The following is a 24,832-nucleotide window of genomic DNA, read 5'->3' on the forward strand; positions in this document are numbered from 1 at the left end:
TGGGTGGATGGCCGCCTTCGGCGGATCGCGAGCAAGCTCGCTCCCACACTGTGTTAGGTGATGCCTTCAACATCCCGGCCACCGCCATCCCCTGTGGGAGCGAGCTTGCTCGCGATGGGGCCCTTTCAGTCAACACTCATCAGTGCCTGTCCCACCGCCATCCCCCTGTGAGAGCAAGGCAGCCGGGAAGACAACACCGGACCCGGCTCGTACAATGCCCGGCAGCCCCGCAGGAGAGCTTCATGACACGCATCGCCACACCCCGCAAACCCCGCGCACGCAGCCAGGCACGGATCGACACCATTCTCGATGCCGCCCGTACGCTGCTTGCCGCCGAAGGCGTGGCCAGCCTGTCGATCTACAGCGTCGCCGAGCGCGCCGGGATCCCGCCCTCTTCCGTGTACCACTTCTTCGCCAGCGTCCCGGCCCTGCTCGAAGCCCTGACCGCCGACGTCCACGCCGCTTTTCGCGCGGGCCTGCAAGCACCGATCGATCATGCGGCGCTGAACCATTGGCACGACCTGTCACGGCTGGTGGAACAGCGCATGCTCGCCATCTACAACCAGGACGCCGCCGCTCGCCAACTGATTCTGGCCCAGCACGGCCTGACCGAAGTCACCCAGGCCGACCGCCAACACGACCTCGAGCTGAGTGACTTGATGCACAAGGTGTTCGACCACCATTTCGCCCTGCCGCCCCTGCCCGGCGACGTCGATGTGTTCGCCCTGGCCATGGAGCTGGGCGACCGCGTCTATGCCCGCTCGATACAGCAGCACGGTCAGATCACCCCGCGCATGGCCGAAGAGGGCATGCGAGTGTTCGATGCGTACCTGGGGCTGTACCTGCCGCCGTATCTACCCAAGCGTGAAACGCCCTGAATCGTGGCGAGGGAGCTTGCTCCCGCTGGGCTGCGCAGCAGCCCCCTCCCTACCTCACCAAAGCCGCATCACAGACCGCCAAGAAACCAAAAAGCCCCGAAGGGCTCACGCCGTCCGGGGCTGTGGGTGAAGCATCGTTCACAACTTGGCGATAGACACCTCGGTGGATTTGACGAAGGCGATCACTTCGCTGCCGATCGCCAGTTCCAGCTCCTTGACCGAGCGGGTGGTGATGACCGACGTGACGATGCCGGAAGCGGTCTGCACGTCGATTTCCGACAGTACGTCGCCTTCGACGATTTCCTTGATGGTGCCTTTGAACTGGTTGCGTACGTTGATGGCTTTGATAGTCATGGTGTCGATTCCTGTCTGGATGAAGTTATTGCGCCCAACGCAACTGCGTGGGCAAGGGTGAAACGGGTTCGGGGTCCGGCGGTTGGCCGGGCAAGGACAGCACACGGTTGAGGACTTCGGTTTCCAGGCTCGCCAGGCGATGAGAGCCGCGAGCCCGTGGACGCGGCAGGTCGATGGCCAGGTCGAGGCCGATCTGGCCGTCCTCGATCAGGATCACCCGATCGGCAATCGCCACCGCTTCGCTGACGTCGTGGGTCACCAGCAACACCGTGAAGCCGTGCTGCCGCCAGAGGTTTTCGATCAGTTGCTGCATCTCGATACGGGTCAGGGCGTCCAGCGCTCCCAAAGGTTCGTCGAGCAACAACAGCCGGGGCTTATGAATCAATGCGCGGGCCAGGGCCACCCGTTGCTTCTGGCCGCCGGACAGCGCCGCCGGCCACTCATGGGCGCGGTCGGCCAGGCCTACCGCTTCCAGTGCCTGCAACGCTTGCGGGCGCCAATTGCCCTTGAGGCCCAGGCCGACGTTATCGATGATTTTTTTCCAGGGCAGCAAACGTGCCTCCTGGAACATCAGCCGCGTGTCTTCCCGTGCATCGCTCAACGACGCCGAACCGGCCAACAGCTGTCCACCGGTGGGCTGATCGAGGCCAGCCAATAAACGCAGCAAGGTACTTTTGCCGCAGCCACTGCGACCGACCACAGCCACGAACTGACCGGCCGGAATATGCAGATCGATATCGCGCAATACCTGGCGCGTGCCGAAGGTTTTTTGCAGCTTGCGCACCGCCAGCGGGATGCCACGCAGCAGATGCGCAGGTTGTTGGGCGGTCATGCCACACCTCCCTTGTTCACTTGGTACGCCGGGTGCCAGCGCAGCCAGACCCGCTCAAGCCCGCGAGCGGCCAGGTCGGCCAATTTGCCCAGCACGGCGTACAGGAGAATCGCCAGCACCACCACATCGGTCTGCAGGAACTCCCGGGCGTTCATCGCCAGGTAACCGATGCCGGAGCTGGCCGAGATGGTTTCCGCCACGATCAGCGTCAGCCACATGAAACCCAGGGCAAAGCGCACGCCCACCAGGATCGAAGGCAAGGCACCCGGCAGGATCACCTGGCGAAACAGGCTGAAGCCGGACAAGCCGTAGCTGCGGGACATCTCCACCAGCGCCGGGTCGACGTTGCGAATCCCGTGGTAGGTGTTGAGGTAGATGGGAAACAACGTGCCCAGGGCCACCAGGAAAATCTTCGCCGACTCATCGATGCCGAACCACAGGATCACCAGCGGAATCAGCGCCAGGTGCGGGACATTCCTGACCATTTGCACGGAGCTGTCCAGCAGGCGTTCGCCCCATTTCGACAAACCGGTGATGAAGCCCAGGGTCAGGCCGATGCCGCCGCCGATCAGGAAACCGACCGCTGCGCGCCAACCGCTGATCGCCAGGTGCGTCCAGATTTCGCCGCTGCGCACCAGGTTGACCCCGGCTTCGATCACGGCCACCGGTGCCGGGAGGATCCGCGTGGACAACCAGCCGGCCGATACCGACAGTTGCCAGACCGCCAGCAACAGCAGCGGCACCACCCAGGGCGCGAGGTTGTGGATGATTTTCTTCATGGCCGCCTCAGCTCTGGGACGCGGCTTTGGGCAGGATGTCGTTGGCGACCATTTCGCCGAACGGGCTCACATAACCCTGGCTTTTCGGCAGCTCAGGGCGCTCCACGTCCAGGTGCGGGAACAACAGTTCCGCCACGCGATAGGACTCTTCCAGGTGTGGATAACCGGAAAAGATAAAGGTGTCGATGCCCAGGTCGGCGTACTCCTTGACTCGCGCCGCCACGGTCGGGCCATCGCCCACCAGCGCCGTACCGGCACCGCCGCGCACCAGGCCGACGCCGGCCCAGAGGTTGGGGCTGACTTCCAGCTTGTCGCGACGGCCACCGTGCAGGGCGGCCATGCGTTGCTGGCCCACCGAATCGAAGCGCGCCAGGGAGGCCTGGGCACGGGCGATGGTGTCATCGTCCAGGTGGGAGATCAGCCGGTCGGCCGCCTGCCAGGCTTCGGCGTTGGTTTCCCGCACGATCACATGCAGGCGAATACCGAAGCGCACGGTACGGCCCAGCTTCGCCGCCTTGGCCCGTACCTGGGCGATTTTTTCCGCCACGGCCGCGGGCGGCTCGCCCCAGGTCAGCACCATTTCCACTTGCTCGGCCGCCAGGTCCTGGGCGGCTTCCGACGAGCCGCCGAAATACAGCGGCGGACGCGGTTGCTGGATCGGCGGATAGAGCAGCTTGGCGCCCTTCACACTGATGTGCTCGCCATCGTAATCCACGGTCTCGCCTTCCAGCACCCGGCGCCAGATGCGGGTGAACTCCACTGAGGCCTGGTAGCGTTGCTCGTGGTCGAGGAACAGGCCATCACCGGCCAGTTCGTCCGGGTCACCGCCGGTCACCAGGTTGAACAACGCCCGCCCGCCGGACAAGCGGTCGAGGGTCGCGGCCTGACGCGCCGCCACCGTTGGGGAAATGATCCCGGGGCGCAGGGCCACAAGGAATTTCAAGCGCTGGGTCACGGGAATCAACGACGCGGCCACCAGCCAGGAATCCTCGCAGGAACGCCCGGTGGGGATCAGCACACCGCCGAAGCCCAGTCGATCCGCCGCCTGGGCGACCTGCTGCAGGTAACCGTGATCGACGGCGCGGGCGCCTTCGGCAGTGCCAAGGTAATGGCCGTCGCCGTGGGTAGGCAGGAACCAGAAGATATTGAGGCTCATGGAGTGGTCTCCTAAAGGAATCGAATTACTGCGCGTTCGCAACGGCCGCCGGCGGCGTCCAGATCACGTCCTTGATGCTCAAGGGCTTGGGAATCAATTTGAGCTGGTAGAAGCTGTCGGCGATTTTCTGTTGTGCCGCCACCACGTCCGGCGTGAGGAACAGCGCCCCATAGCCTTGGCGTTTCACCGACGTCAGGGTGATGTCCGCCGGCAGGCCCAGCAGCGGAGAGACCTGCTTGGTCACGTCTTCAGGGTTGGCCTTGGACCACTCGCCGACTGCGCGCACTTCCTCCACCAAGGTCGTGATGACCTGCGGGTGCTTCTGCGCATAGGGTTTGGTGGCGAGGTAGAACTGGTGGTTGTCGACGATGCCCTTGCCGTCACGCAGGGTGCGTGCCTGCAACTGTTGTTCGGCGGCAGCCTGGTACGGGTCCCAGATCACCCAGGCGTCCACGCTGCCCCGTTCGAATGCGGCACGGGCGTCGGCCGGCGGCAGGAACACGGTCTGGATATCGGAATACTTGAGGCCCGCGTCTTCCAGCGCCCGCACCAGCAGGTAGTGGACGTTGGAGCCTTTGTTCAGCGCGACTTTCTTGCCCTTCAGGTCTTGCACCGACTGGATGGCCGAGCCCTTGGGCACAAGGATGGCTTCACTGGTGGGCGCCGGTGGTTCGTAAGCGACATAAAGCAGATCGGCGCCCGCGGCCTGGGCAAACACCGGCGGGGTTTCACCGGTCACGCCAAAGTCGATGGAGCCGACGTTCAAGCCTTCCAGCAGCTGCGGGCCGCCGGGGAACTCGGTCCATTGCACGTCCACGCCTTGGGCGGCGAGGCGTTTCTCCAACGAGCCCTTGGCCTTGAGCAGCACCAGGGTGCCGTATTTCTGATAACCGATCCGCAAGGTCTCGGCTTGAGCTTGAGCGATGACGCCGAGGGACACAGCCGCAGCAAACAGAGCGACCAGCCCGCGACGCAAAATGACAGTGCGCATGGCGCCTCTCCTTTCTGCTGTGGGGTTTTGGCTGCACCTGCTGGGCCGTTGGCGGCTGAGTAAGGTGAGTTGAATCAGGGTGTTCGGGGTTCAAATGCTCCAGCGAGCACTCAGCAAACGTTCGTTCAATACATTGGGGTCCAGCGGCCTGGGCCGACGGGCCATGGCACTGAAAAACTGTTCCAGCGCCTCGTCCAGGCGCTGTTGCAGGGCCGGCGTCAATTGCGCCTGGGCGCTGCCCTCGCCGTAAGCGATCTGGCTGTCTTCGGCAAAGATCCCGTGGAGCATTTCCTGGGCCTTGAGCGCCGACAACACCGGCTTGAGGGCGTAGTCCACCGCCAGCATGTGGGCGATGCTGCCGCCGGTTGCCATCGGCAACACCACTTTATGGGCCAGGGCGCGCTCGGGCAGCAGGTCCAGCACCGTCTTCAGCGCGCCGGAAAAAGACGCCTTGTACACCGGCGTGGCGATCAACAGGCCATCGGCGTTTTCGATCTGCCGGAGCAGGTCGACCACCTTCGGACTGTCGAAACGGGCATGGAGCAGATCTTCGGCCGGGAAGTCGCGCACCTGATAGCTCACCACTTCCACACCTTGCTGCTGCAACCAGCGTTGCGAACGTTCCAGCAGCACCCCTGAGCGGGAGCGTTGGCTGGGACTGCCACCGAGTGAGACGACCAACATGCCTACCCTTCCTTAACTGTCACGTGCGATTCGCGGCGGGCGATCTCGCTGCATGGGTCAAACCATAACAGGGGATTCATATATCTTTAAATCATATTTATTCATTTGGTTATGCAATTTTGAGATATACGATGTCCTTTTCCTTGTCGCAATAAAAAAGGCCGTCGAAACGGCCAAAACCCTTGGTGCACAGAAAGCCCAACCTGTGGGAGCGAGCTTGCTCGCGATGGTGTCGGATCTGCCAGCGTCGATGTCGACTGATACACCGCCATCGCGAGCAAGCTCGCTCCCACAGGTTCGGATCAGATGATGCGTCAGCGATTGGGTTGCGGGGTGAGGCGCAGGTAGGGTTTCACGGCGCGATAGCCCTTGGGAAAGCGCCGCTTGAGTTCCTCTTCATCCTTGAGCGACGGCACGATCACCACTTCATCACCGTCCTGCCAGTTGGCCGGGGTGGCGACTTTGTAGTTGTCGGTCAGCTGCAGGGAATCGATCACCCGCAGGATCTCGTTGAAATTGCGCCCGGTGCTGGCCGGGTAGGTGATGGTCAGGCGAATCTTCTTGTTCGGGTCGATCACGAACAGTGAGCGCACGGTCAAGGTGTCGCTGGCGTTGGGGTGGATCAGGTCGTACAGGTCCGACACCTTGCGGTCGGCATCGGCCAGGATCGGAAAATTGACCACGGCGTTCTGGGTCTCGTTGATGTCCTCGATCCACTTGTGGTGCGAGTCCACCGGGTCCACCGAGAGGGCAATGGCCTTGACCCCGCGCTGGGCGAACTCGTCCTTGAGCTTGGCGGTGAGGCCCAACTCGGTGGTGCATACCGGTGTGAAATCCGCCGGGTGGGAAAACAGCACACCCCAGCTGTCGCCGAGCCATTCGTGGAAGCGAATCTTGCCGGCGCTGGAATCCTGTTCGAAGTCGGGGGCGATGTCGCCGAGTCTGAGGCTCATGGTGCGGCTCCTGGATGAGGTTGTCGTGAGCCCAACTTTGCACCGGTTTCGATTGATTTAAAAAGAATAAATATCCATTTATCTAGATCATTAGTGAATATAAAAAACTGTTCACTGGCGCCATTCCGTCCACCGGCCCAAGATCGACATTGAGGTTCGAGAAGGCCTCGAGTTGCTGAAAGAGGAGAAGTTTCGGGGAGGGCTACAGGGGTGGGTCCGACTCGAAAAAACGTAAAGCCCCGCCCGGCGTGATGCCGGGCGGGGCTTTTTTTGTTTTGTACCCACACTACGGAAATTATTGACGCGATTTCAGGACGAGCGGCTAGGATAGGCAACATGAACACTCAAGCCTTGTTGACTCATCTGCAAAACCAACTCCCTGGTCTGCTGGCGGTTTACCTGTTTGGTAGCCATGCACAGGGCACCGTCGGGCCTGACAGTGATGTCGATTTGGCTGTGCTCTTGTCCGGCGAGGTTGACCCTGTGTCGTTATGGCAGCTTTCAGGGGATTTGGCGGATATCGCTGGCAGTCCGGTGGATCTGATTGACCTACGTGCGGCAACCACCGTCATGCAATATCAGATCGTGACCCGAGGCCAGAGACTCTGGGCCAGAGACGTACAGGCGGGGTTATTCGAAAGTTTTGTTCTCAGCGAGAAAACAGCCTTCGACGAAGCTCGAGCAGGCTTGCTCAAGGATATTCAGGAAGAAGGGCTGATCAATAAAGCAGCGAGTATCGAGCGTTGCATCGCCAGGGTACGGGAGGAATATGAGAAGGATCCCGCTACCTTCGCGACTGATTTCACTCGTCAGGACTCGGCCATTCTGAATATCCAACGTGCGTGTGAAGCGGCGTTGGACATGGGGCAGCACTTGATTCGCCGGGAGCGACTGGGCGTCCCGCAAAGCGCCCGGGATGTGTTCGAGTTGCTTTTCCAAGGTGGCTGGCTGGTTGAAGGCCTGGTGAAAAATCTGAAGAACATGGTGGGCTTCAGGAACATCGCCGTGCATGACTATCAAGCCCTGCAACTGCCGATCATGGTCGCGATCATTACCCAACACCTGGACGATTTCCTGGCGTTCAGTGCATTCATCCTGCGTAAAGACGCGACGCAGTCCGCACCTTAGCGGACAGCTGGCGGAGAAAATGCGCAGATCAAAACGCAAAAGCCCCGCCGGGCGCACTGCCGGGCGGGGCTTTTTTTACTTTTCTACGTCTTACAGGAAGTTGTAAGTGTAGTTGAAGATCAGGCGGGTCTGATCCTGGTCGGCAATACCAGTGCCGCTGCCACGGTAAGAACCGTAACGCAGGGTCGTGCCGAAGCCCTTGAGCGGACCTTGCTGGACAACGTAGTCCAGACGCATGTCACGTTCCCACTCGGAAGTATCGCTTCCGCCAGTAGCGGACTTGATGTCATCGCCGTGCAGGTAGGCAATCGCTGCCTTCAGGCCTGGAACGCCCAGGCCGGTAAAGTCGTACGAGTATTGACCAAAGGTGGTGTTCTCACCTGCACGGATGAACTGCTGGATCATGCTGTCGGTGAACAGGTAGAAGCTCGAACCACCCGCGCCTTCGTTACGACCGGCGTCATTGAGCAGGCTGCCCTGGTTCAGGTAGACGAAGCCACCATCATCGCCAACTTGTTGATGGCCCAGCAGGAACGCGCTGCCGCCCAGGGTATAGGTGAACATGGCGCTCCAGGTCTTGTTATCGACCTCGCCCGGGTTCTTGGCGTAGCCACCGTTGTTGTTGAAGCGATAGCCCGGGTCGCCGTTGCGGCCATCCGAGCTGCTGTCGAAGTAACGCAGGTCAGTCTTGAACGACTGGCCTTCGCTGATCGGGAAAACGTGTACCGCACCCAGGAAGTGCTGTTTGTAGTAATCCTGCAGGTTGGCGTAGTAGTACTGCAGGGTCAGGTCTTTGGTGACCTTCCAGTCGGCACCGGCGTAACGGAACTGGTTGCTGTCCTCAGTACCGCCGTTCACGGCCAGGCCAGTGCTGTTGGTCCCGGCACGACCCTGCGCATGCTCCAGTTGGCCGGCGTTGAACGTGACGTTGTCCAGGTCCTTGGAGGTGATCGTGCCACCTTCAAAGGTTTGCGGCAGCAGGCGGCCATCGTTGGCGACCAGGATCGGCAGGTTAGGCTGCAGTGCGCCACCCAGGTGAGCCTCGGTCTTGGAGAAAAGCGCCTTCACGTTGCCCGATGCGCGGCTCCAGCTGTGTTCGGCAGAGCCGTCGGAGTCACTTGGGGAAAAGGAGTTGTTGTCTGGGTGTTGACCCTTGCCACCGTCGAGGTGAAGACCGACCAACGCCTGGGCGTCGATACCAAAACCCACCACGCCTTGAGTGAAGCCGGATTTGTAGTCGAACTTCAGGCCAGTGGCGGCCTCACGCTGGTCGCTACCGCCTTCATGGTTATCGTTGTCAAAGTACATGGTGCGAGAACTGACGGACGCCTTGCTGTCCTCGATAAAACCCGCTGCGCCTGCCTGCTGCGCCAAAACCCCAAAGGCCACAGCCAGGGCCAAGGTAGACTTGTTCATGCTTCGCTCCTCTCGTTTTCTAATTCTTGTGTTCTTTGGTCCTGGATCGATCGTCCGGAATCCGCGGATGCGCGATTAGCGCCAGACCGTGACTAACAAGTCAATCGTAACCATTTGTGACTACGACCAAGGTCTAACCCTGCTACACCGGCCCGCAGGATAATGGATTCTCTATAAATCCAAAAAGAATTGTTTCATTACTTTTCAGCTCTTTTCGACATATGGTTACCCTCAACGCGTCAAGCCGTGAAAAGGCTTATCGGCGACGTTGAGGATTACTGAATGGTGTTTTAGCGGCTTTTGCGAGGTCCGCTCATCCTGCGGCGAAATAGCTCCGGCGCCTCCAATGGCTTCGATCCTGATCACGACGGCGCGCGCGCGGTGCGATCTTGAGCGTTCCAGACTAGCTGCTCATTGTCTGAAATCAAGGTCGCGGTGGCGCATGGGTTCAGGCCGGGCTCTACAGGGCCTTTTCGAATATCTTCGAATTACGCTGATAGTTGTAGAGCGACGCCCGCGCTGCCGGCAGACGATCGACGCTGCTGGGCTCGAAACCGCGTTCGCGGAACCAGTGGGCAGTCCGGGTCGTCAGTACGAACAGCGTCTTGAGCCCTTGGGCGCGGGCCCGGGTTTCGATTCGCTCCAGCAGTTCATCGCCCCGGCCACCGTGGCGGTATTCCGGATTCACCGCCAGGCAGGCCAGTTCCCCGGCATCCGAATCGGCGATCTGATACAGCGCCGCGCAGGCGATGATCATGCCTTCGCGCTCGACTACGCTGAACTGTTCGATCTCGCGTTCCAGCACTTCGCGGGAGCGACGCACCAGAATCCCCTGCTCTTCCAGCGGGCTGATCAGGTCCAGCAGGCCGCCAACATCTTCGATGGCCGCTTCGCGCACCACCTCGAATTGCTCCTGGGCCACCAGCGTACCGCTGCCATCGCGGGTGAACAGTTCAGCCAGCAGCGCGCCATCCTCGGCATAGCTGACGATATGGCTGCGTGCGACGCCGCCACGACAGGCCTGGGCCGCCGCATCCAGCAGTTCGGCCTGATAGTCGCTGCCCAGGCGCTGCATATGGCCCGGGACCTGTTGCGGGCGCAATTCCCGAACCAGCCGTCCGTCCTCGCCGATAAGCCCTTGCTCGGCGCCGAACAGCAACAACTTGTCGGCCGCCAGGTCGATGGCTGCCCGGGTGGCGACGTCTTCACAGGCCAGGTTGAAGATCTCCCCGGTGGGCGAATAACCCAACGGCGACAGCAACACGATGGAGCGCTCGTCCAGCAGGCGGTTGATGCCCTTGCGATCGACCCGGCGCACTTCACCGGTGTGGTGATAATCCACGCCTTCGAGCACCCCGATGGGACGCGCGGTGACCAGGTTGCCGCTGGCGACCCGCAGCCGCGAGCCCTGCATGGGCGAGGAGGCCATGTCCATGGACAGGCGTGCCTCGATGGCGATGCGCAACTGGCCGACGGCGTCGATCACGCACTCCAGTGTCGCCGCATCGGTGATGCGCATGCCGTGGTGGTAATGGGGCGTCAGGCCCCGTGCCGCGAGGCGGGTCTCGATCTGCGGACGCGAACCGTGGACCAGCACCAGGCGCACGCCGAGGCTGTGCAGCAGCACCAGGTCATGGACGATGTTGCCGAAATTGGGGTGTTCCACCCCGTCGCCGGGCAGCATGACGATGAAGGTGCAATCGCGGTGGGCGTTGATGTAGGGCGAAGCGTGACGAAGCCAATTGACGTATTCGGGCATGAACCTGGACCTGTAATAAATAACAGCCAAAAAAAGACGAAACAGAACGCACAACGGGCTGATGGTTATCGTCGGAACAGGCTTGGCGACACGCGCGCTCTCCTCATGTGATGAATACGGGCCCGCAAGGGCGCAATTTAACCGGCCGTGGCCGGCGTCAGGCAGTAATGGCCGATCAACTGCCGCAGCAACTGTACGGTAGGTTGCAAACGTGACATTTCAAGGTACTCGCCCGGTTGGTGGGCACAGGCGATATCGCCAGGACCGAGCACCAGGGTTTCGCAGCCAAGGCGCTGAAGATAAGGCGCTTCTGTGCCGAACGCCACTGCTTCGGCGCGATGGCCGGTCAGTCGTTCGGCCACGCGGACCAACTCGGCGTCCTCGGCCTGCTCGAACGGCGGCACTTCGGGGAACAGCGGCGCATAGTCGATCTTGACCTGGTGTCGCTCGGCAATCGGCTCGAGCTTCTGCCGGATCGCCGCCCGCAGCACTTGCGGGTCCATGCCCGGTAACGGGCGCAGGTCGAATTCCATGGAGCACTGGCCGCAGATCCGGTTGGGATTGTCGCCACCGTGGATGCAACCGAAGTTCAGGGTCGGTTGCGGCACGCTGAACTGCGGATTACGGAATTCACGCTGCCATTGCAGGCGCAGGCCACGCAGTTCACCCATGGCATCGTGCATGGCTTCGAGGGCGCTGTGGCCCAGGCTTGGGTCGGAGGAGTGGCCGCTGCGCCCGAGAATATCGATGCGCTCCATCATCACGCCCTTGTGCAGGCGAATCGGGCGCAGGCCGGTCGGCTCGCCGATCACCGCCGCGCGCCCCAACGGTCGGCCGGCATCGGCCAGGGCCCGGGCGCCGGCCATGGAGCTTTCTTCGTCACAGGTCGCGAGGATCAGCAGCGGTTGCTTGAACGGTTGGTCCAGCAGCGGCTTGACCGCTTCGATGGCCAGGGCGAAAAAGCCCTTCATGTCGCAACTGCCCAGGCCCACCCAACGGCCATCGACCTCGGTGAGCTTCAATGGATCGGTCTGCCATAACGCACCGTCGAACGGCACCGTGTCGCTGTGACCCGCCAACACCAGGCCGCCGGGACCACTGCCGAAACTGGCCAGCAAATTGAATTTGCCGGGGCTGACCTGCTGGACATCGCAGGAGAACCCCAGCTCGGTGAGCCAGCCTGCCAGCAGCTCGATCACGGCACTGTTGGACTGGTCGAGCCCGGGTTGGGTACAGCTGACCGAAGGCGTGGCGATCAGGGCAGCGAATTGATCTTTCATGGACGGCAAAGGCATCGCTGACTCCAGGCTTACAGATTGATGTCCATCATAGAACCATCCGGCGCAAGGAATAAACCGTCGCGGCGCGTAGGATGAGCGAGTCCTGTACACTGCACGGCCTTGGCAGCCACACCTTCCCCCGGCTGCGCAACCGATCCCTGGATTTTCCGGCCATGCAGAAAGAAACCGAAATCAAACTCCGCGTCAGCCGCGAGACCCTGGCAGCCTTGCGCGAGCATCCGCTGCTGAAAAAACGCAACAAGAGTGGCTGGGAACGCCACGAATTGATGAATCAGTATTTCGACACGCCAGAGCGCGACCTGGCCCGGGCCAAGGTCGCCCTGCGCCTGCGTCGCGACGGTGAAGAGGTGATCCAGACCCTCAAGACCCGCGGCCAGAGCGTCGCCGGCCTGTCCGAACGCAATGAATACGACTGGCACCTGCCCAAGGCCAAGCTCGATTTGAAGAAGCTCGACGGCGAATGCTGGCCCGAGGCCCTGGCCGAACTGGACAAGAAAACCCTCAAGGCCATCTTCACCACCGATTTCGTCCGCGAACGCGCTGAAATCGCCTGGGGCCGTGGCAAAAGCAAGGTGGTCATCGAAGCCGCCCTGGACCTGGGCCACGTCGTGGTGGGCAAGCAGAAGGAAGAAATCTGCGAACTGGAGCTGGAATTGCGCGAAGGCGAGCCCGCCGCCCTGCTGGAGCTGGCCGCCGAGCTGGCCGCGACCCTGCCCTTGATGCCGTGCGACATCAGCAAGGCCGAGCGTGGCTATCGCCTGCATGACGCGGGCAGCTATGCCTTGAGCCTGCCAGCCCCGCAGTTGACCGCCGAAACGCCGCTGGATGACGCCTTCGCCGCGCTGAGCTGGCATTTGCTCGGCAGCAGCCAACGCCTGGCCGAACAATACCGTTTCAATGGCCACTGGCGCCTGCTGCAGGACTGGGTGGAAAACCTCGCCGAACTGCGTGCCCTGCTCAGCAGCCTCGGCCAGGCCGCGCCACGCCAGTCGACCCACGACCTGCGCCTGGCCCTGGACGCGTTGCTGGAAGACTGGCGTCCGCTGGTCCAGGCTGGCCTGGACGACGAAGACGTGCGCAAGGCCGCGCCGGAGCAGTTCCTTGAAGAGCTGCAAGACCCGCGCTGGGGCCTGTTTTCCCTCAATACTTCACGCTGGCTGCTGGCCCGCAGTTGGGCCGCCGAGCGCAACACCCGTGGCAATCGCCAGGGCGCGGCGCAACTGGGCAGTTGGCTGCCGCGTCTGCTGGGCGAAGAATCCTCGTCCCTGCAATTGCAACGCTATCAGCAGCAGCCGGAAGACCTCGCCGAGCAACTGCCGCGTATCGAACGCATCCAGGCCTGGCTGCACCACGCCCGTCATGTGCTGGAAATCCCGGAAATGGACCGCCTTTACGGTGAGCTGAACAAGCTGGCGCAACTGGCCAACCAACCCATCACCGACGAAACCCTGGATGCACGCAAGCAGCAGGCGATTGCGGTGTACCAGAATCGGGCCTGGAAGACTTTGCTGCGGCTGTGATGCCGTCATCGCGAGCAAACTCGCTCCCACAGGGGTTCAGCGTTGCAACCACCTCCAGTGGCCGCTGAAGATCAACTGCGGGAGCGAGCTTGCTCGCGATGGGGCCAGCACATCCTCCACAGAACTCAGCGCACCACCGGCAAACTCGTCGTCGACTTGATCTCCGACAGCGCCACGATCGAATTCACTTCCTGGATCCCCGGCACCATCGACAGCTTTTCGAAAAAGAATCGCTCATAGGCTTCGATGTCCGCCGTGACGATGCGCAACAGAAAATCCACGGCGCCCATCAACACGTAACACTCCAGCACTTCGGGGAAGCCGCGAATCGCCTCGGTGAACTCGGTGAAGTTCGAACGGCCATGGGCGTTGAGTTTCACTTCGGCGAAGATCTGCGTGTTGAGACCGATTTTCTTGCGATCCAGCAACGTCACCTGACCGCGGATGACGCCCTCCTCCTTCATCCGCTGGATCCGCCGCCAGCACGGCGATTGAGACAAGCCGACCTGCTCGGCGATTTGCGCACTGGACAGCGAGGCATCCTCTTGCAGCAGCGCCAGTATCCGGCGGTCGTAGCTATCCAGTTCGCTTTGCATAAATAAACCCACAGCAAATTGTTTTGAGAATCATACGATTCGAAAAATCGTCAGAACCACTCATCTTAGATAAGAAATACCCCGCGCCCCATGTAAATATTTCTCCCGCCCCAGGAGACCCGCCATGCCCCCACTCGAAGCCGTTGCCACAACCACGACCCGCGCCGACGTCTGGCACGCCGCCAATGCCCATTGCCGGGTGCAGTACCAGATGCTGGCCGAGGCCGAGCCGGACCTGCTGTGCCGGGCGTTGAACCTGTTTGCCTTGCAGGGCCTGACGCCACGGCACGTGCGCGTCGAGCGCCTCGACGATCTGCTGTCCCTGGACATCGGCCTGGACGGGCTGAGTTGGCATCGAGCCCAGGTGATCGCTGAAAAATTACGTAACCTGATCGGCATGTGCTCGGTGGACCTGCAAAGCGTTGAATTTACGGGGGTTGAGCCGATCCAGGCGGCCGGTTGAGCGGCCCATGGGCAAGACCTGGTAACGCATTGGTCGGGTAGTGGCCCAACGGACCACAGGGTCGGGACTATTCTTTTGCAGACCGAGCGAGGACGCCGAAGCGTCTGTATCGCGGCTTTGCTGCAATTGTCCAATAGGAACCCGCATGTCCACCAAACACGCCACTCAGGACCGCTGGCTGGACCTCAATGATCTGCTGCGCCAACTGGTCACCCAGGGCTTCATCAGCCAGGACTCGGCCGAAACCGCGCTCAACGCCCGCCGACGCCACAGCGCCAATAGCCAGCTGCATCCGCTGGAGTTCATTGCCAACCAGCACCTGGACGATCTCAGTCGACCCGGCAAGCGCCTGGACCTGGAGAACCTGACCCTGTGGTTGTCCCAGCAGGCCGGCCAACCCTACATGCGCATCGACCCGCTGAAAATCAACGTGGCGGCCGTGACGCCCTTGATGTCCTATGCCTTTGCCCAGCGCCACAAGATCCTCGCGGTAGCGGTCGATCGTGATGCCGTCACCGTCGCCAGCGCACAGCCCTACGTCAGCAGCTGGGAAGCCGACCTGACCCACGTGCTCAAGCTGCCGATCAAGCGGGTGGTCGCCAACCCGGTGGATATCCAGCGCCTGAGCGTGGAGTTCTATCGCCTGGCCAAATCGGTCAGCGGCGCCACCACGGTCGATCAGCAACCGAGCAACCTGAGCAATTTCGAACAGTTGCTCAACCTGGGAGCCAGTGACCAGGAACCGGACGCCAACGACGCTCACATCGTCAATATCGTCGACTGGCTGTTCCAGTACGCCTTCCAGCAGCGGGCCAGCGATATCCACATCGAACCGCGCCGCGAGCAGGGCACGGTACGGTTTCGCATCGACGGGGTGCTGCACACCGTCTATCAGTTCCCGCCGCAGGTCACGATGGCGATCGTCAGCCGCCTCAAGAGCCTGGGACGGATGAACGTCGCGGAAAAACGCAAACCCCAGGACGGCCGGGTCAAGACCAAGACCCCGGACGGTGGCGAAGTGGAATTGCGCCTGTCGACTTTGCCCACGGCGTTCGGCGAAAAAATGGTCATGCGGATCTTCGACCCGGAAGTGCTGCTCAAGGATTTCGACCAGCTCGGTTTCTCCGCCGACGACCTGCGCCGCTGGCAGGACATGACCCGCCAGCCCAATGGCATCATCCTGGTGACCGGGCCTACCGGTTCCGGCAAGACCACCACCCTCTACACCACCCTCAAGAAACTGGCGACGCCGGAAGTGAACCTCTGCACCATCGAGGACCCGATTGAAATGGTCGAGGCGTCCTTCAACCAGATGCAGGTCCAGCACAACATCGACCTGACCTTCGCCGCCGGGGTACGGGCATTGATGCGGCAAGACCCGGACATCATCATGATCGGTGAGATCCGTGACCTGGAAACCGCTGAAATGGCGATCCAGGCGGCGCTGACCGGGCACCTGGTACTGTCGACGCTGCACACCAACGACGCGCCGAGCGCCATCAGTCGCCTGCTGGAGCTGGGTGTGCCCCATTACCTGATCAAGGCCACCGTGCTCGGGGTCATGGCCCAACGGCTGGTGCGCACCCTGTGCCCGCAATGCAAGGCCCCGCTGGCCCTGGACGAAGACGACTGGCAGACCCTGACTCGGCCCTGGCAGGCACCGTTGCCGAGCAATGCCCAACAGGCCGTCGGCTGCCTGGAATGCCGCGACACCGGTTATCGCGGCCGCGCCGGTGTCTACGAAATCATGCAACTGACCGACAGCGTCAAGGCCTTGATCCACCCCGACACCGACCTGCTGGCGGTGCGCCGCCAGGCCTTCAAGGAAGGCATGCGCAGCCTGAGGCTGTCGGGGGCGCAAAAGGTGGCCGCGGGCTTGACCACTGTCGAGGAAGTGTTGCGCGTGACACCGCAGAGCGAACAGAAGTAGCGGTGGCGAGAGGCTGTGGGAGCAAGGCTTGCCCGCGATGAAAATGACGCGGTCTCCCGGGGAGGCAAGGCGCCTGCATCGCGAGCAAGCTTTGTTCCCACAGAGTTTGCTCCCACAGAGTGAGGATAATGGCCGCTTGCCCTACACTCAGGGCTCGCAGGTCCATCTCACTTCGCACAGGGAACCGTCATGCAGATCGGTAGCGTACTTTTACTTTTCATCGGCCTGGTGGTCGCCATTCTCTTCATGGGCTTCAAGGTCGTGCCCCAGGGCTACCAATGGACTGTCGAGCGGTTCGGCCGCTACACCAACACCCTCAAGCCCGGCCTGAACATCATCATCCCGGTGATGGATCGCATCGGGCGCAAGATCAATGTCATGGAAAGCGTACTGGACATCCCACCCCAGGAAGTCATCACCGCCGACAACGCCACGGTACAGATCGACGCCGTGTGCTTCTTCCAGGTGGTCAATACGGCCCAGGCGGCCTACGAGGTCAACAACCTCGAACACGCCATCCGCAACCTGCTGCAAACCAATATCCGCACCGTGCTGGGGTCCATGGAGCTGGACGCGATGCTGAGCCAGCGCGACGGCATCAACGAAAAATTGCTGCGCACCGTCGATGAAGCCACGGCGCCGTGGGGCATCAAGATCACCCGGATCGAGATCAAGGACATCAGCCCCCCGGCGGACCTGATGGCCGCCATGTCGGGGCAAATGAAAGCCGAACGTATCAAGCGTGCCCAAATCCTCGAAGCCGAGGGCCTGCGAGCGTCGGCGATTCTCACCGCCGAAGGCAAGAAGCAGGCGCAGATCCTCGAGGCCGAGGGCAGCCGCCAGGCGGCGTTCCTGGAGTCCGAGGCCCGTGAGCGCCAGGCGCAAGCCGAAGCGTTGGCCACCCAGGTGGTGTCCCAGGCCATTGCCGACGGTAACGTCCAGGCCGTGAACTACTTCGTCGCGCAGAAATACATCGATGCACTGGGCAAACTGGCGTCGGCCAACAACAGCAAGGTGATCCTGATGCCGCTGGAAGCCAGCCAGGTCATCGGCGCGGTCGGTGGCATCGGCGAAATCGTCAGGGCCACCTTCGACAGCAAGAAAGCCTGAGGCGCGCGTATGTGGGGGTTCCTGCAACACATGTCGTACTGGGACTGGCTGGCGCTGGGCGTCATCCTGCTGATCCTTGAAGTGTTCGGCGCCGGTGGTTACCTGCTGTGGATCGGCATGGCCGCCGCGGCAGTCGGCGTGCTCACGTTCATCCTGCCGCAGATGCCGTGGGAACTGCAGTTCCTGTTGTTCGGCCTGTTCGCCATCGCCACGGCACTGTACTGGTGGCGACGCCAGCGCAGCGCTGTGCGCCAAAGCGATCAGCCGCATCTGAACCTACGCGGACAGGAACTGATCGGCAAGGTTTTCCTGGTGCATGAAGCGATTGTCGATGGCCGTGGCAAGATCAAGGTGGCCGACAGTGTCTGGCTGGCCAAGGGGCCCGAGTCGTCCGTTGGCACACGGGTCAGGGTGGTGGCGCAGGAGGGGGCGGTGCTGCAGGTGGAACGGGCTGACTGATAAGTCATGGAACTGAATCGAGACGCAGGTAATCCAACGTCATAGTTAACCCAGTGGAGTCACCTATCATGCGTCTCAAACTTGCTGTCGCTACCGTAGCCTTGCTGTCTCTTCCTGTTGGCTCGGCAATGGCCGACACGTTTTGGCGTAACGTCATCTCGTCCGGTGCGACCACCGGTTCCACCTACCTGACCTTCAAGGATCACAAACTGATCGTCGCCGCCCAGGACGATGCCGGCAGCTTCGTCGCCAGTGATGGCGGTATCCGTGGTCCTTACCTGGAAGCGGCGATGCAGAAAGTGCGTGCCGACAACCCAGGCCTGCAAGCCACCGACATGGAACTGGCCAACGCGATCCTGGCGAAAAACGCCGTCGCCCAGGATTGATGCCCGACCAATAAAAAATGCCGCTCGATGAGCGGCATTTTTTTGCCCGGTGAAAACCCCAAGGCTATCCCAACCCTTGTGGGAGCGAGCTTGCTCGCGATAGCGGAGTGTCAGCCCACATCAATGCCGCTGATCCACCGCTATCGCGAGCGAGCTCCCACAGGTGCGGTCGTCCTTACTCGCCGATGGCAGCCTTGTAACCCGCCGCGTCCAGTAACTTGTCCAGTTCAGACTTGTCGCTTGGCTTGAGCTTGAAGATCCAGGCGCCGTACGGATCGGAGTTCAGCAGTTCAGGCGAACCGCCCAACTCTTCATTGATCGCAATCACTTCACCCGCAATCGGGGAATAGATATCGGAAGCGGCTTTGACCGACTCCACCACACCGGCCTGATCACCTGCGGCAAAGGCCTTACCGACTTCAGTCAGTTCGACAAACACCACATCGCCCAAGGCTTCCTGCGCATGATCACTGATGCCCACAGTGACGGTGCCGTCAGCTTCCAGGCGTGCCCACTCATGGCTTTCGGCAAAACGCAGTTCGGCAGGGATATCACTCATATTCTGTGTCCTCAATAGAAAGTGTCAGCGGCCAGCGGCCCGCCGCAAAAGGTTAGATCAGGGTTTTGCCATGGCGGACGAAGGTCGGTTTGACCACCCGTACCGGGTACCACTTGCCGCGAATTTCTACCTCGGCACGGTCGGCGGTTGCCATCGGAACACGTGCCAGGGCGATCGACTTGCTAAGCGTAGGAGAAAAACTACCACTGGTGATCTCCCCTTCGCCAACATTGGCGATGCGAACCACCTGATGGGCGCGCAAAACACCCCGCTCTTCCAGCACCAGCCCGACCAGTTTGTGCTGCACACCACTGGCAAGCTCGGCTTCCAGCGCACTGCGCCCGATGAACTGACGGCTCGCCGGCTCCCAGGCGATACTCCAGGCCATGTTCGAAGCCAGCGGTGAAACATCCTGGTGGATATCCTGGCCGTAGAGGTTCATGCCGGCCTCCAGGCGCAAGGTGTCGCGGGCGCCGAGGCCAATGGGCGAAATGCCAGCGCCGACCAGGTCGTTGAAGAAACTCGGGGCCTCCCGGGCGGGCAGGACGATTTCCAGGCCATCTTCGCCGGTGTAGCCGGTCCGGGCGATGAACCATTCGCCGTCGGCGCGCCCTTCGAAAGGCTTGAGTTGCTGGATGATTTGCCCACGGGATTGTGTGACCAGCTCGGCAATCTTCTGCCGGGCGTGGGGGCCCTGGATCGCCAGCATCGCCAGCTCGGGGCGCTCAAGCAGTTGCGCGTCGTAGTCACCGAGCTGTGCCTGCATCCAGGCCAGGTCCTGATCGCGGGTCGAGGCGTTGAAGACCAGGCGATACCCGCCCTCGACATGGTAGATGATCATGTCGTCGACGATGCCGCCGCGCTCATTGAGCATCGCGCTGTACAAGGCACTGCCTGTGTCTTGCAAGCGGTCGACGTCATTGGCCAGCAAGCGCTGTAGCCAGACCTTGGCCTGGGGGCCGGCGACGTCGATCACGGTCATGTGGGATACATCGAACACACCGCAGTCGCGACGCACCTGATGGTGTTCTTCGACCTGCGAGCCGTAATGCAAAGGCATATCCCAACCGCCAAAATCGACCATCTTCGCGCCAAGGGCGAGATGAAGGTCATACAGAGGCGTACGCTGTCCCATGGGTTTCTCCTTCCGGGCTTGGCGAAGGTGCGGACGGACACTGCATAGCGCGAACGTCTGAAAAAAGAAGTTTTCTGACGCTCTCAGTTGCCCGGTCCGACAGACGGACCGCACCGAATGCCGCGCATTGTAGCCGCATGAGGTAGGACTGGCACCTAGCTGTTTCGATGGGCCGAACGTCGTATCAATCCGATGACCGGCAACAGCCCCACCAATACCAACGTCAGCGCCGGTAGCGCGGCCCGGGCCCACTCCCCTTCGCTGGTCATCTCGAAGATCCGCACCGCCAGCGTGTCCCAGCCGAACGGGCGCATCAGCAACGTCGCGGGCATTTCCTTGAGCACATCGACGAACACCAGCAACGCTGCGCTCAAGGTGCCGGGCAACAGCAATGGCAGATACACTTTGAAAAACAGTCGCGGCCCACTGACCCCAAGGCTGCGTGCCGCCTCGGGCAAGGACGGACGAATGCGCGCCAGGCTGCTCTCCAACGGACCGTAGGCCACAGCCAGGAAACGCACCAGATACGCCAGCAACAGCGCCGACAGGCTGCCCAGCAACAACGGCTTGCCTGCACCGCCGAGCCAGGTCGACAGCGGTATGACCAGCTCACGGTCCAGGTAGCTGAACGCAAGCATGATCGACACCGCCAGCACCGAACCGGGCAAGGCATACCCCAGGTTCGCCAGGCCGACGCCGGCACGAATCGGACGGGTCGGCGCCAACCGCCGGGCGAACGCCAGCAACAAGGCCACACAGACGGTGACCAGTGCCGCCAGGGCGCCCAGGTAGAGGGTGTGGACGATCAGCCCGGCATAACGCTCATCCAGGTCGAAACGACCGCGTTGCCAGAACCACACCACCAACTGCAGCACCGGGATGACAAACGCGCAGGCAAATACCAGGAAGCACCAGCCACTGGCCGCCACGGCCTTGAGGCCGCGCAACGTGTACAGCGCCTTGACCCGGGGTCGCTCGTTACTGGCCCGGTGAGCGCCGCGGGCCCGGCGTTCGCCGTAGAGCACCAGCATCACCGCCAGCAGCAGCAGGCTGGCCAGCTGGGCAGCGCTGGAGAGGCTGAAGAAGCCGTACCAGGTCTTGTAGATGGCGGTGGTGAAGGTGTCGAAGTTGAACACCGACACCGCGCCGAAATCCGCCAGGGTTTCCATCAGCGCCAGCGCCACGCCCGCACCGATGGCTGGCCTGGCCATTGGCAGCGCCACACGCCAGAACGCCTGCCACGGCGACTGGCCCAGCACTCGGGCAGCCTCCATCAAGCCCTTGCCCTGGGCCAGGAAGGCACTGCGCGCCAACAAATAGACATAAGGGTAAAAGACCAGCACCAGCACCAGGATCACCCCGCCGGTGGAACGAACCCGGGGCAGGCGCAGGCCGCTGCCGAACCATTCACGCAACAGCGTCTGCACGGGACCGGCGAAATCCAGCAGGCCAACGAAAACGAACGCCAACACATAGGCCGGAATCGCGAACGGCAGCATCAACGCCCAATCGAGCCAGCGACGTCCCGGGAATTCACACAGGCTGGTGAGCCAGGCGAGGCTGACACCCAGCAAGGTCACGCCGACACCCACGCCAAGGATCAAGGTGAGGGTGTTGCCCAACAAGCGCGGCATCTGCGTATCCCACAAGTGGGACCAGATTTGCTGGTCGATGCTCTGCCAGGACAGCAGCAAGACACTCAAGGGCAACAGGACCAGCGCAGCGATGGCGAAGACCAGGGGGTACCAGCGGCGTTGGGCGGGGTGGGTCAAGGAATACTCTCGTTAAACAAACTGTCACGTGGCGAAGGAGCTTACTCCCGCTGGGCTCTGTAGGAGCTGGCGAAGCCTGCGATCTTTTGATCTTTCGCTTGGGACTTAATTGTCTGGGGAAAGATCGCAGCCTCGTTCCACTCGACAGCTCCTACACAGCTGCAGGAGCACAAGCTCGTCTTAATTCCAGCCTGCGCGATCCATCATGCGAATGGCTTCGGCCTGGCGTTTACCCGCGACTTCCACCGGCAAGGTATCGGCCTTGAACGCACCCCAGGCCGCCACTTCCTTGGACGGCTCGACCTCCGGGTTGGCCGGGAACTCCTGGTTCACGTCGGCGAAGATGCTTTGCGCTTGCGGCGTGGTCATCCACTCCACCAGTTTCTTGGCGGCGTCCGGATGCGGCGCATGCTTGGTCAAGCCAATGCCCGAGAGGTTGATGTGCACACCGCGATCAGCCTGGTTCGGCCAGAACAGCTTCACCTTCAGGTCCGGCTTCTGCTGGTGCAGGCGGCCATAGTAGTAAGTGTTGACGATACCGACATCGCACTGGCCAGCATTGATCGCTTCAAGCAATGCGGTGTCGTCGGAGAACACGTCGGTGGACAGGTTCCTGACCCAGCCCTTGAGGATTTCCTCGGTTTTTTCCGCACCGTGGGTTTCGATCAGCGTGGCGGTCAGGGACTGGTTATAGACCTTTTTCGAGGTCCTCAGGCACAGACGGCCTTCCCACTCCTTGCCGGCCAGCGCCTCATAGGTGGTCAACTCGCCCGGTTTAACCCGGTCGGTGGAATAGGCAATGGTCCGCGCCCGCAGGCTCAAGCCGGTCCAGGCGTGGGACGAAGCGCGGTATTGGGGCGGGATGTTGGCGTCGATCACCGGGGAGGTGAACGGCTGGAGAATACCCATCTGCTCGGCCTGCCAGAGGTTACCGGCATCGACGGTGAGCAGCAGGTCGGCGGTGGCGTTCTCGCCTTCGGCCTTGATCCGCTGCATCAATGGCGCTTCCTTGTCGGTGATGAACTTCACCGAGACGCCGGTTTTCTGGGTGTAGGCATCGAAGACCGGCTTGATCAGTTCATCGATACGCGAGGAGTAGACCACCACCTCATCGGCGGCCTGGACGGCAGTGGTGCCGATCAGGGTCAAAGCGAGGGCGGACAGCAGGCGCTTGGTTGCCAACATGGTAGCGGTCTCTGGGTGGCGAAAGAGGCGCAAATGATAAGGACTCACATTTGGCATCTCAATCGAACAGTGGGCGGACACATTTCCAAATGTTGCACAGATGGATTGAGGTGGCTGTGCCGGCCTCATCGCGAGCAAGCTCGCTCCCACATTCGATCCGGTGAAACCTGTGGGAGCGAGCTTGCTCGCGATGAGGCCATAAGCCTCAACCACATCTCAGGCCTTGGCCAGATCCGGCAAATCCCCACTCAACCCCAGCGCCTCACGCACGAACAAGGCCTTGGCCTCAGGCAGGCGGTCCACCAGCTTCAGCCCGGTGTTGCGCAACCAGCGCACCGGCAGCGGATCGGCCTGGAACAACCGCTCGAAGCCCTCCATCGCCGCCATCAGCGCCAGATTGTGGGGCATGCGTCGGCGCTCGTAGCGGCTCAACACCTTCACGTCCGCCAACCGCTCGCCACGGCCGGCCGCGTGCAACAGCACTTCGGCCAGCACGGCGGCGTCGAGGAAACCCAGGTTCACCCCCTGCCCGGCCAGCGGATGGATGGTATGGGCCGCGTCGCCGATCAGCGCCAGCCCTTCGGCCACGTAGCGCTTGGCATGTCGCTGGCGCAGGGGCACGCACAGGCGCGGGTCGGCGCTCAGCACCGGGCCAAGCTGGCCTTCGAAGGCGCGTTCCAGTGCGCTGCAGAATTGAGTGTCATCGAGCGCCATCAAGCGCTGCGCTTCTTCGGGGGTGGTGGACCAGACAATCGAGCACCAGTCGTGCTGGCCGTCACGCTCAAGGGGCAGGAACGCCAGCGGGCCGTTGTCGGTGAAGCGCTGCCATGCCGTCATCCGATGCGGCCGGGTGCTGCGCACGCTGGTGACGATGGCGTGGTGCAGGTAATCCCATTCGCGCGTCGCCACGCCGGTCAGGCGGCGCACAGCGGAATTCGCGCCATCGGCGGCAATGACCAGGGGGGCCCGCAACGTGCGGCCATCGGCCAGGGTCAGCAGCCAGTCGTCGCCGGAACGCCGCATCTGCTCCAGCCGGGCGTTGGCCAACAAGCCCAGGTCGCAGTCATGCAGGCGGTTCAGCAGGGCATCCTGCACCACGCGATTTTCCACGATGTGCCCAAGCGTCTCGGCATGCAGGCTGGCTGCCGAAAAATGGATCTGCCCGGTACCACTGCCGTCCCAGACGTGCATGTCGGTGTAAGGGCTGGCACGCCGGGTGGTAATGCCCTCCCAGACGCCCAGGCGATCGAGGATCCGCTGGCTGGCCGTCGACAAGGCACTGACCCGGGGCTCGAACGTGGCCTGGGGGTCGAAGGGCTTGACGCTCATCGGGCTGCCGTCGAGCAACAACACTTGCAGGCCACTGCCCTGCAACGCCAGCGCCAGGGCGCTGCCGACCATACCGGCGCCGACAATCAGCAGATCTGCACGCAATTCCATGCTCTAAGCCTGTTTTGCGGGCGACATCAGCCGCCCATGAAAAGAA

Annotated in this window: 24 protein-coding genes and 1 pseudogene; 9 read left to right on the forward strand and 16 right to left on the reverse strand. The window is 62.0% G+C overall.

What is annotated here, in order from left to right:
* The first annotated feature begins 242 nt into the window (after positions 1-242).
* Entirely contained in the window at positions 243-878 is a 636-nt protein-coding gene (locus tag BLQ55_RS13625; RefSeq protein WP_092203153.1) for a TetR/AcrR family transcriptional regulator, read from the forward strand.
* A 138-nt stretch (positions 879-1,016) separates the two neighbouring features.
* Here BLQ55_RS13625 and BLQ55_RS13630 read toward each other — a convergent pair whose 3' ends face one another.
* The 7 genes from BLQ55_RS13630 to BLQ55_RS13660 all read right to left on the reverse strand — a co-directional run bounded on the left by BLQ55_RS13630 (position 1,017) and on the right by BLQ55_RS13660 (position 6,627).
* Positions 1,017-1,232, reverse strand: coding sequence for a TOBE domain-containing protein (locus tag BLQ55_RS13630; protein WP_003177394.1), 216 nt, complete (start codon positions 1,230-1,232; stop codon positions 1,017-1,019).
* A gap of 25 nt (positions 1,233-1,257) precedes the next feature.
* Complete coding sequence (gene ssuB, locus BLQ55_RS13635) at positions 1,258-2,064, reverse strand: aliphatic sulfonates ABC transporter ATP-binding protein (protein WP_092203155.1); 807 nt, start codon at positions 2,062-2,064, stop codon at positions 1,258-1,260.
* Complete coding sequence (gene ssuC, locus BLQ55_RS13640) at positions 2,061-2,843, reverse strand: aliphatic sulfonate ABC transporter permease SsuC (RefSeq protein WP_092203157.1); 783 nt, start codon at positions 2,841-2,843, stop codon at positions 2,061-2,063. Before ssuC ends, ssuB begins: the two co-directional genes overlap by 4 nt.
* Positions 2,844-2,850: 7 nt before the next feature.
* Positions 2,851-3,999 (reverse strand): FMNH2-dependent alkanesulfonate monooxygenase, encoded by a 1,149-nt coding sequence (gene ssuD, locus BLQ55_RS13645; protein ID WP_060740150.1) that lies wholly within the window; start codon positions 3,997-3,999, stop codon positions 2,851-2,853.
* A 25-nt stretch (positions 4,000-4,024) separates the two neighbouring features.
* Positions 4,025-4,990, reverse strand: coding sequence for a sulfonate ABC transporter substrate-binding protein (locus BLQ55_RS13650; RefSeq protein ID WP_092254409.1), 966 nt, complete (start codon positions 4,988-4,990; stop codon positions 4,025-4,027).
* Between the two features lie 90 nt (positions 4,991-5,080).
* A complete protein-coding gene (gene ssuE, locus BLQ55_RS13655; RefSeq protein ID WP_092254412.1) occupies positions 5,081-5,674 on the reverse strand; it encodes an NADPH-dependent FMN reductase in 594 nt (197 codons plus the stop codon).
* A 314-nt stretch (positions 5,675-5,988) separates the two neighbouring features.
* Complete coding sequence (locus tag BLQ55_RS13660) at positions 5,989-6,627, reverse strand: peroxiredoxin (RefSeq protein ID WP_092203165.1); 639 nt, start codon at positions 6,625-6,627, stop codon at positions 5,989-5,991.
* A gap of 336 nt (positions 6,628-6,963) precedes the next feature.
* Here BLQ55_RS13660 and BLQ55_RS32165 point away from each other — a divergent pair.
* Together BLQ55_RS32165 and BLQ55_RS32170 are read left to right on the forward strand one after the other, a co-directional pair.
* A pseudogene (locus BLQ55_RS32165) lies at positions 6,964-7,347 on the forward strand (nucleotidyltransferase domain-containing protein); the annotation flags it as partial.
* Positions 7,327-7,755, forward strand: a complete 429-nt coding sequence (locus BLQ55_RS32170; protein ID WP_176814215.1) for a type VII toxin-antitoxin system HepT family RNase toxin — start codon at positions 7,327-7,329, stop codon at positions 7,753-7,755. The pseudogene BLQ55_RS32165 and the gene BLQ55_RS32170, both read left to right, overlap by 21 nt.
* A 90-nt stretch (positions 7,756-7,845) precedes the next feature.
* Here the strand turns inward: BLQ55_RS32170 and BLQ55_RS13670 are convergent, their stop codons facing one another.
* The 3 genes from BLQ55_RS13670 to argE all read right to left on the reverse strand — a co-directional run bounded on the left by BLQ55_RS13670 (position 7,846) and on the right by argE (position 12,225).
* A complete protein-coding gene (locus BLQ55_RS13670) occupies positions 7,846-9,171 on the reverse strand; it encodes an OprD family outer membrane porin (protein WP_092203171.1) in 1,326 nt (441 codons plus the stop codon).
* Positions 9,172-9,631: 460 nt separating this feature from the next.
* Positions 9,632-10,930 carry an amino-acid N-acetyltransferase gene (argA, locus tag BLQ55_RS13675; protein WP_053126389.1) on the reverse strand — a complete coding sequence of 433 codons (1,299 nt, stop codon included), beginning with the start codon at positions 10,928-10,930 and terminating at the stop codon, positions 9,632-9,634.
* Positions 10,931-11,067: 137 nt separating this feature from the next.
* Positions 11,068-12,225, reverse strand: coding sequence for an acetylornithine deacetylase (argE, locus tag BLQ55_RS13680; RefSeq protein WP_092254415.1), 1,158 nt, complete (start codon positions 12,223-12,225; stop codon positions 11,068-11,070).
* Positions 12,226-12,383: 158 nt separating this feature from the next.
* On the opposite strand from argE, the gene BLQ55_RS13685 reads away from it, so the two are divergent.
* A complete protein-coding gene (locus BLQ55_RS13685) occupies positions 12,384-13,751 on the forward strand; it encodes a CYTH domain-containing protein (RefSeq protein WP_053189063.1) in 1,368 nt (455 codons plus the stop codon).
* 125 nt (positions 13,752-13,876) lie between these two features.
* Here BLQ55_RS13685 and BLQ55_RS13690 read toward each other — a convergent pair whose 3' ends face one another.
* Positions 13,877-14,347, reverse strand: coding sequence for an Lrp/AsnC family transcriptional regulator (locus BLQ55_RS13690; RefSeq protein WP_092203176.1), 471 nt, complete (start codon positions 14,345-14,347; stop codon positions 13,877-13,879).
* Between the two features lie 124 nt (positions 14,348-14,471).
* Between BLQ55_RS13690 and BLQ55_RS13695 the strand changes: the two genes are divergently transcribed.
* The 5 genes from BLQ55_RS13695 (at position 14,472) to BLQ55_RS13715 (ending at position 18,695) form a co-directional block, all read left to right on the forward strand.
* A complete protein-coding gene (locus BLQ55_RS13695) occupies positions 14,472-14,810 on the forward strand; it encodes a hypothetical protein (RefSeq protein WP_092254418.1) in 339 nt (112 codons plus the stop codon).
* Positions 14,811-14,955: 145 nt separating this feature from the next.
* Positions 14,956-16,740 carry a type IV pilus assembly ATPase TfpB gene (locus tag BLQ55_RS13700; protein ID WP_072405963.1) on the forward strand — a complete coding sequence of 595 codons (1,785 nt, stop codon included), beginning with the start codon at positions 14,956-14,958 and terminating at the stop codon, positions 16,738-16,740.
* A gap of 189 nt (positions 16,741-16,929) precedes the next feature.
* Entirely contained in the window at positions 16,930-17,850 is a 921-nt protein-coding gene (locus tag BLQ55_RS13705) for an SPFH domain-containing protein (RefSeq protein ID WP_014340768.1), read from the forward strand.
* Between the two features lie 9 nt (positions 17,851-17,859).
* On the forward strand, positions 17,860-18,309 hold the full coding sequence (locus tag BLQ55_RS13710) for an NfeD family protein (RefSeq protein ID WP_092203181.1): 450 nt from the start codon (positions 17,860-17,862) through the stop codon (positions 18,307-18,309).
* Between the two features lie 68 nt (positions 18,310-18,377).
* Positions 18,378-18,695 (forward strand): DUF2388 domain-containing protein, encoded by a 318-nt coding sequence (locus tag BLQ55_RS13715; protein ID WP_072405965.1) that lies wholly within the window; start codon positions 18,378-18,380, stop codon positions 18,693-18,695.
* A gap of 175 nt (positions 18,696-18,870) precedes the next feature.
* On the opposite strand, the gene gcvH is transcribed toward BLQ55_RS13715, so the two are convergent.
* From gcvH to BLQ55_RS13740, 5 genes are all read right to left on the reverse strand, one after another.
* Positions 18,871-19,254: a glycine cleavage system protein GcvH gene (gene gcvH, locus BLQ55_RS13720; protein WP_092254421.1), complete on the reverse strand. Its 384-nt coding sequence runs from the start codon at positions 19,252-19,254 to the stop codon at positions 18,871-18,873.
* 52 nt (positions 19,255-19,306) lie between these two features.
* Positions 19,307-20,389: a glycine cleavage system aminomethyltransferase GcvT gene (gcvT, locus tag BLQ55_RS13725; protein ID WP_092254424.1), complete on the reverse strand. Its 1,083-nt coding sequence runs from the start codon at positions 20,387-20,389 to the stop codon at positions 19,307-19,309.
* Positions 20,390-20,544: 155 nt separating this feature from the next.
* Entirely contained in the window at positions 20,545-22,161 is a 1,617-nt protein-coding gene (locus BLQ55_RS13730; RefSeq protein WP_092203187.1) for an ABC transporter permease, read from the reverse strand.
* A gap of 180 nt (positions 22,162-22,341) precedes the next feature.
* Positions 22,342-23,346, reverse strand: a complete 1,005-nt coding sequence (locus tag BLQ55_RS13735) for an extracellular solute-binding protein (protein WP_092254427.1) — start codon at positions 23,344-23,346, stop codon at positions 22,342-22,344.
* Between the two features lie 216 nt (positions 23,347-23,562).
* On the reverse strand, positions 23,563-24,780 hold the full coding sequence (locus BLQ55_RS13740) for a 2-octaprenyl-3-methyl-6-methoxy-1,4-benzoquinol hydroxylase (RefSeq protein WP_176814216.1): 1,218 nt from the start codon (positions 24,778-24,780) through the stop codon (positions 23,563-23,565).
* Positions 24,781-24,832: the final 52 nt, after the last annotated feature.

The sequence above is a fragment of the Pseudomonas sp. NFACC13-1 genome, from assembly GCF_900104425.1.
Lineage (GTDB): Bacteria > Pseudomonadota > Gammaproteobacteria > Pseudomonadales > Pseudomonadaceae > Aquipseudomonas > Aquipseudomonas fluorescens_AA.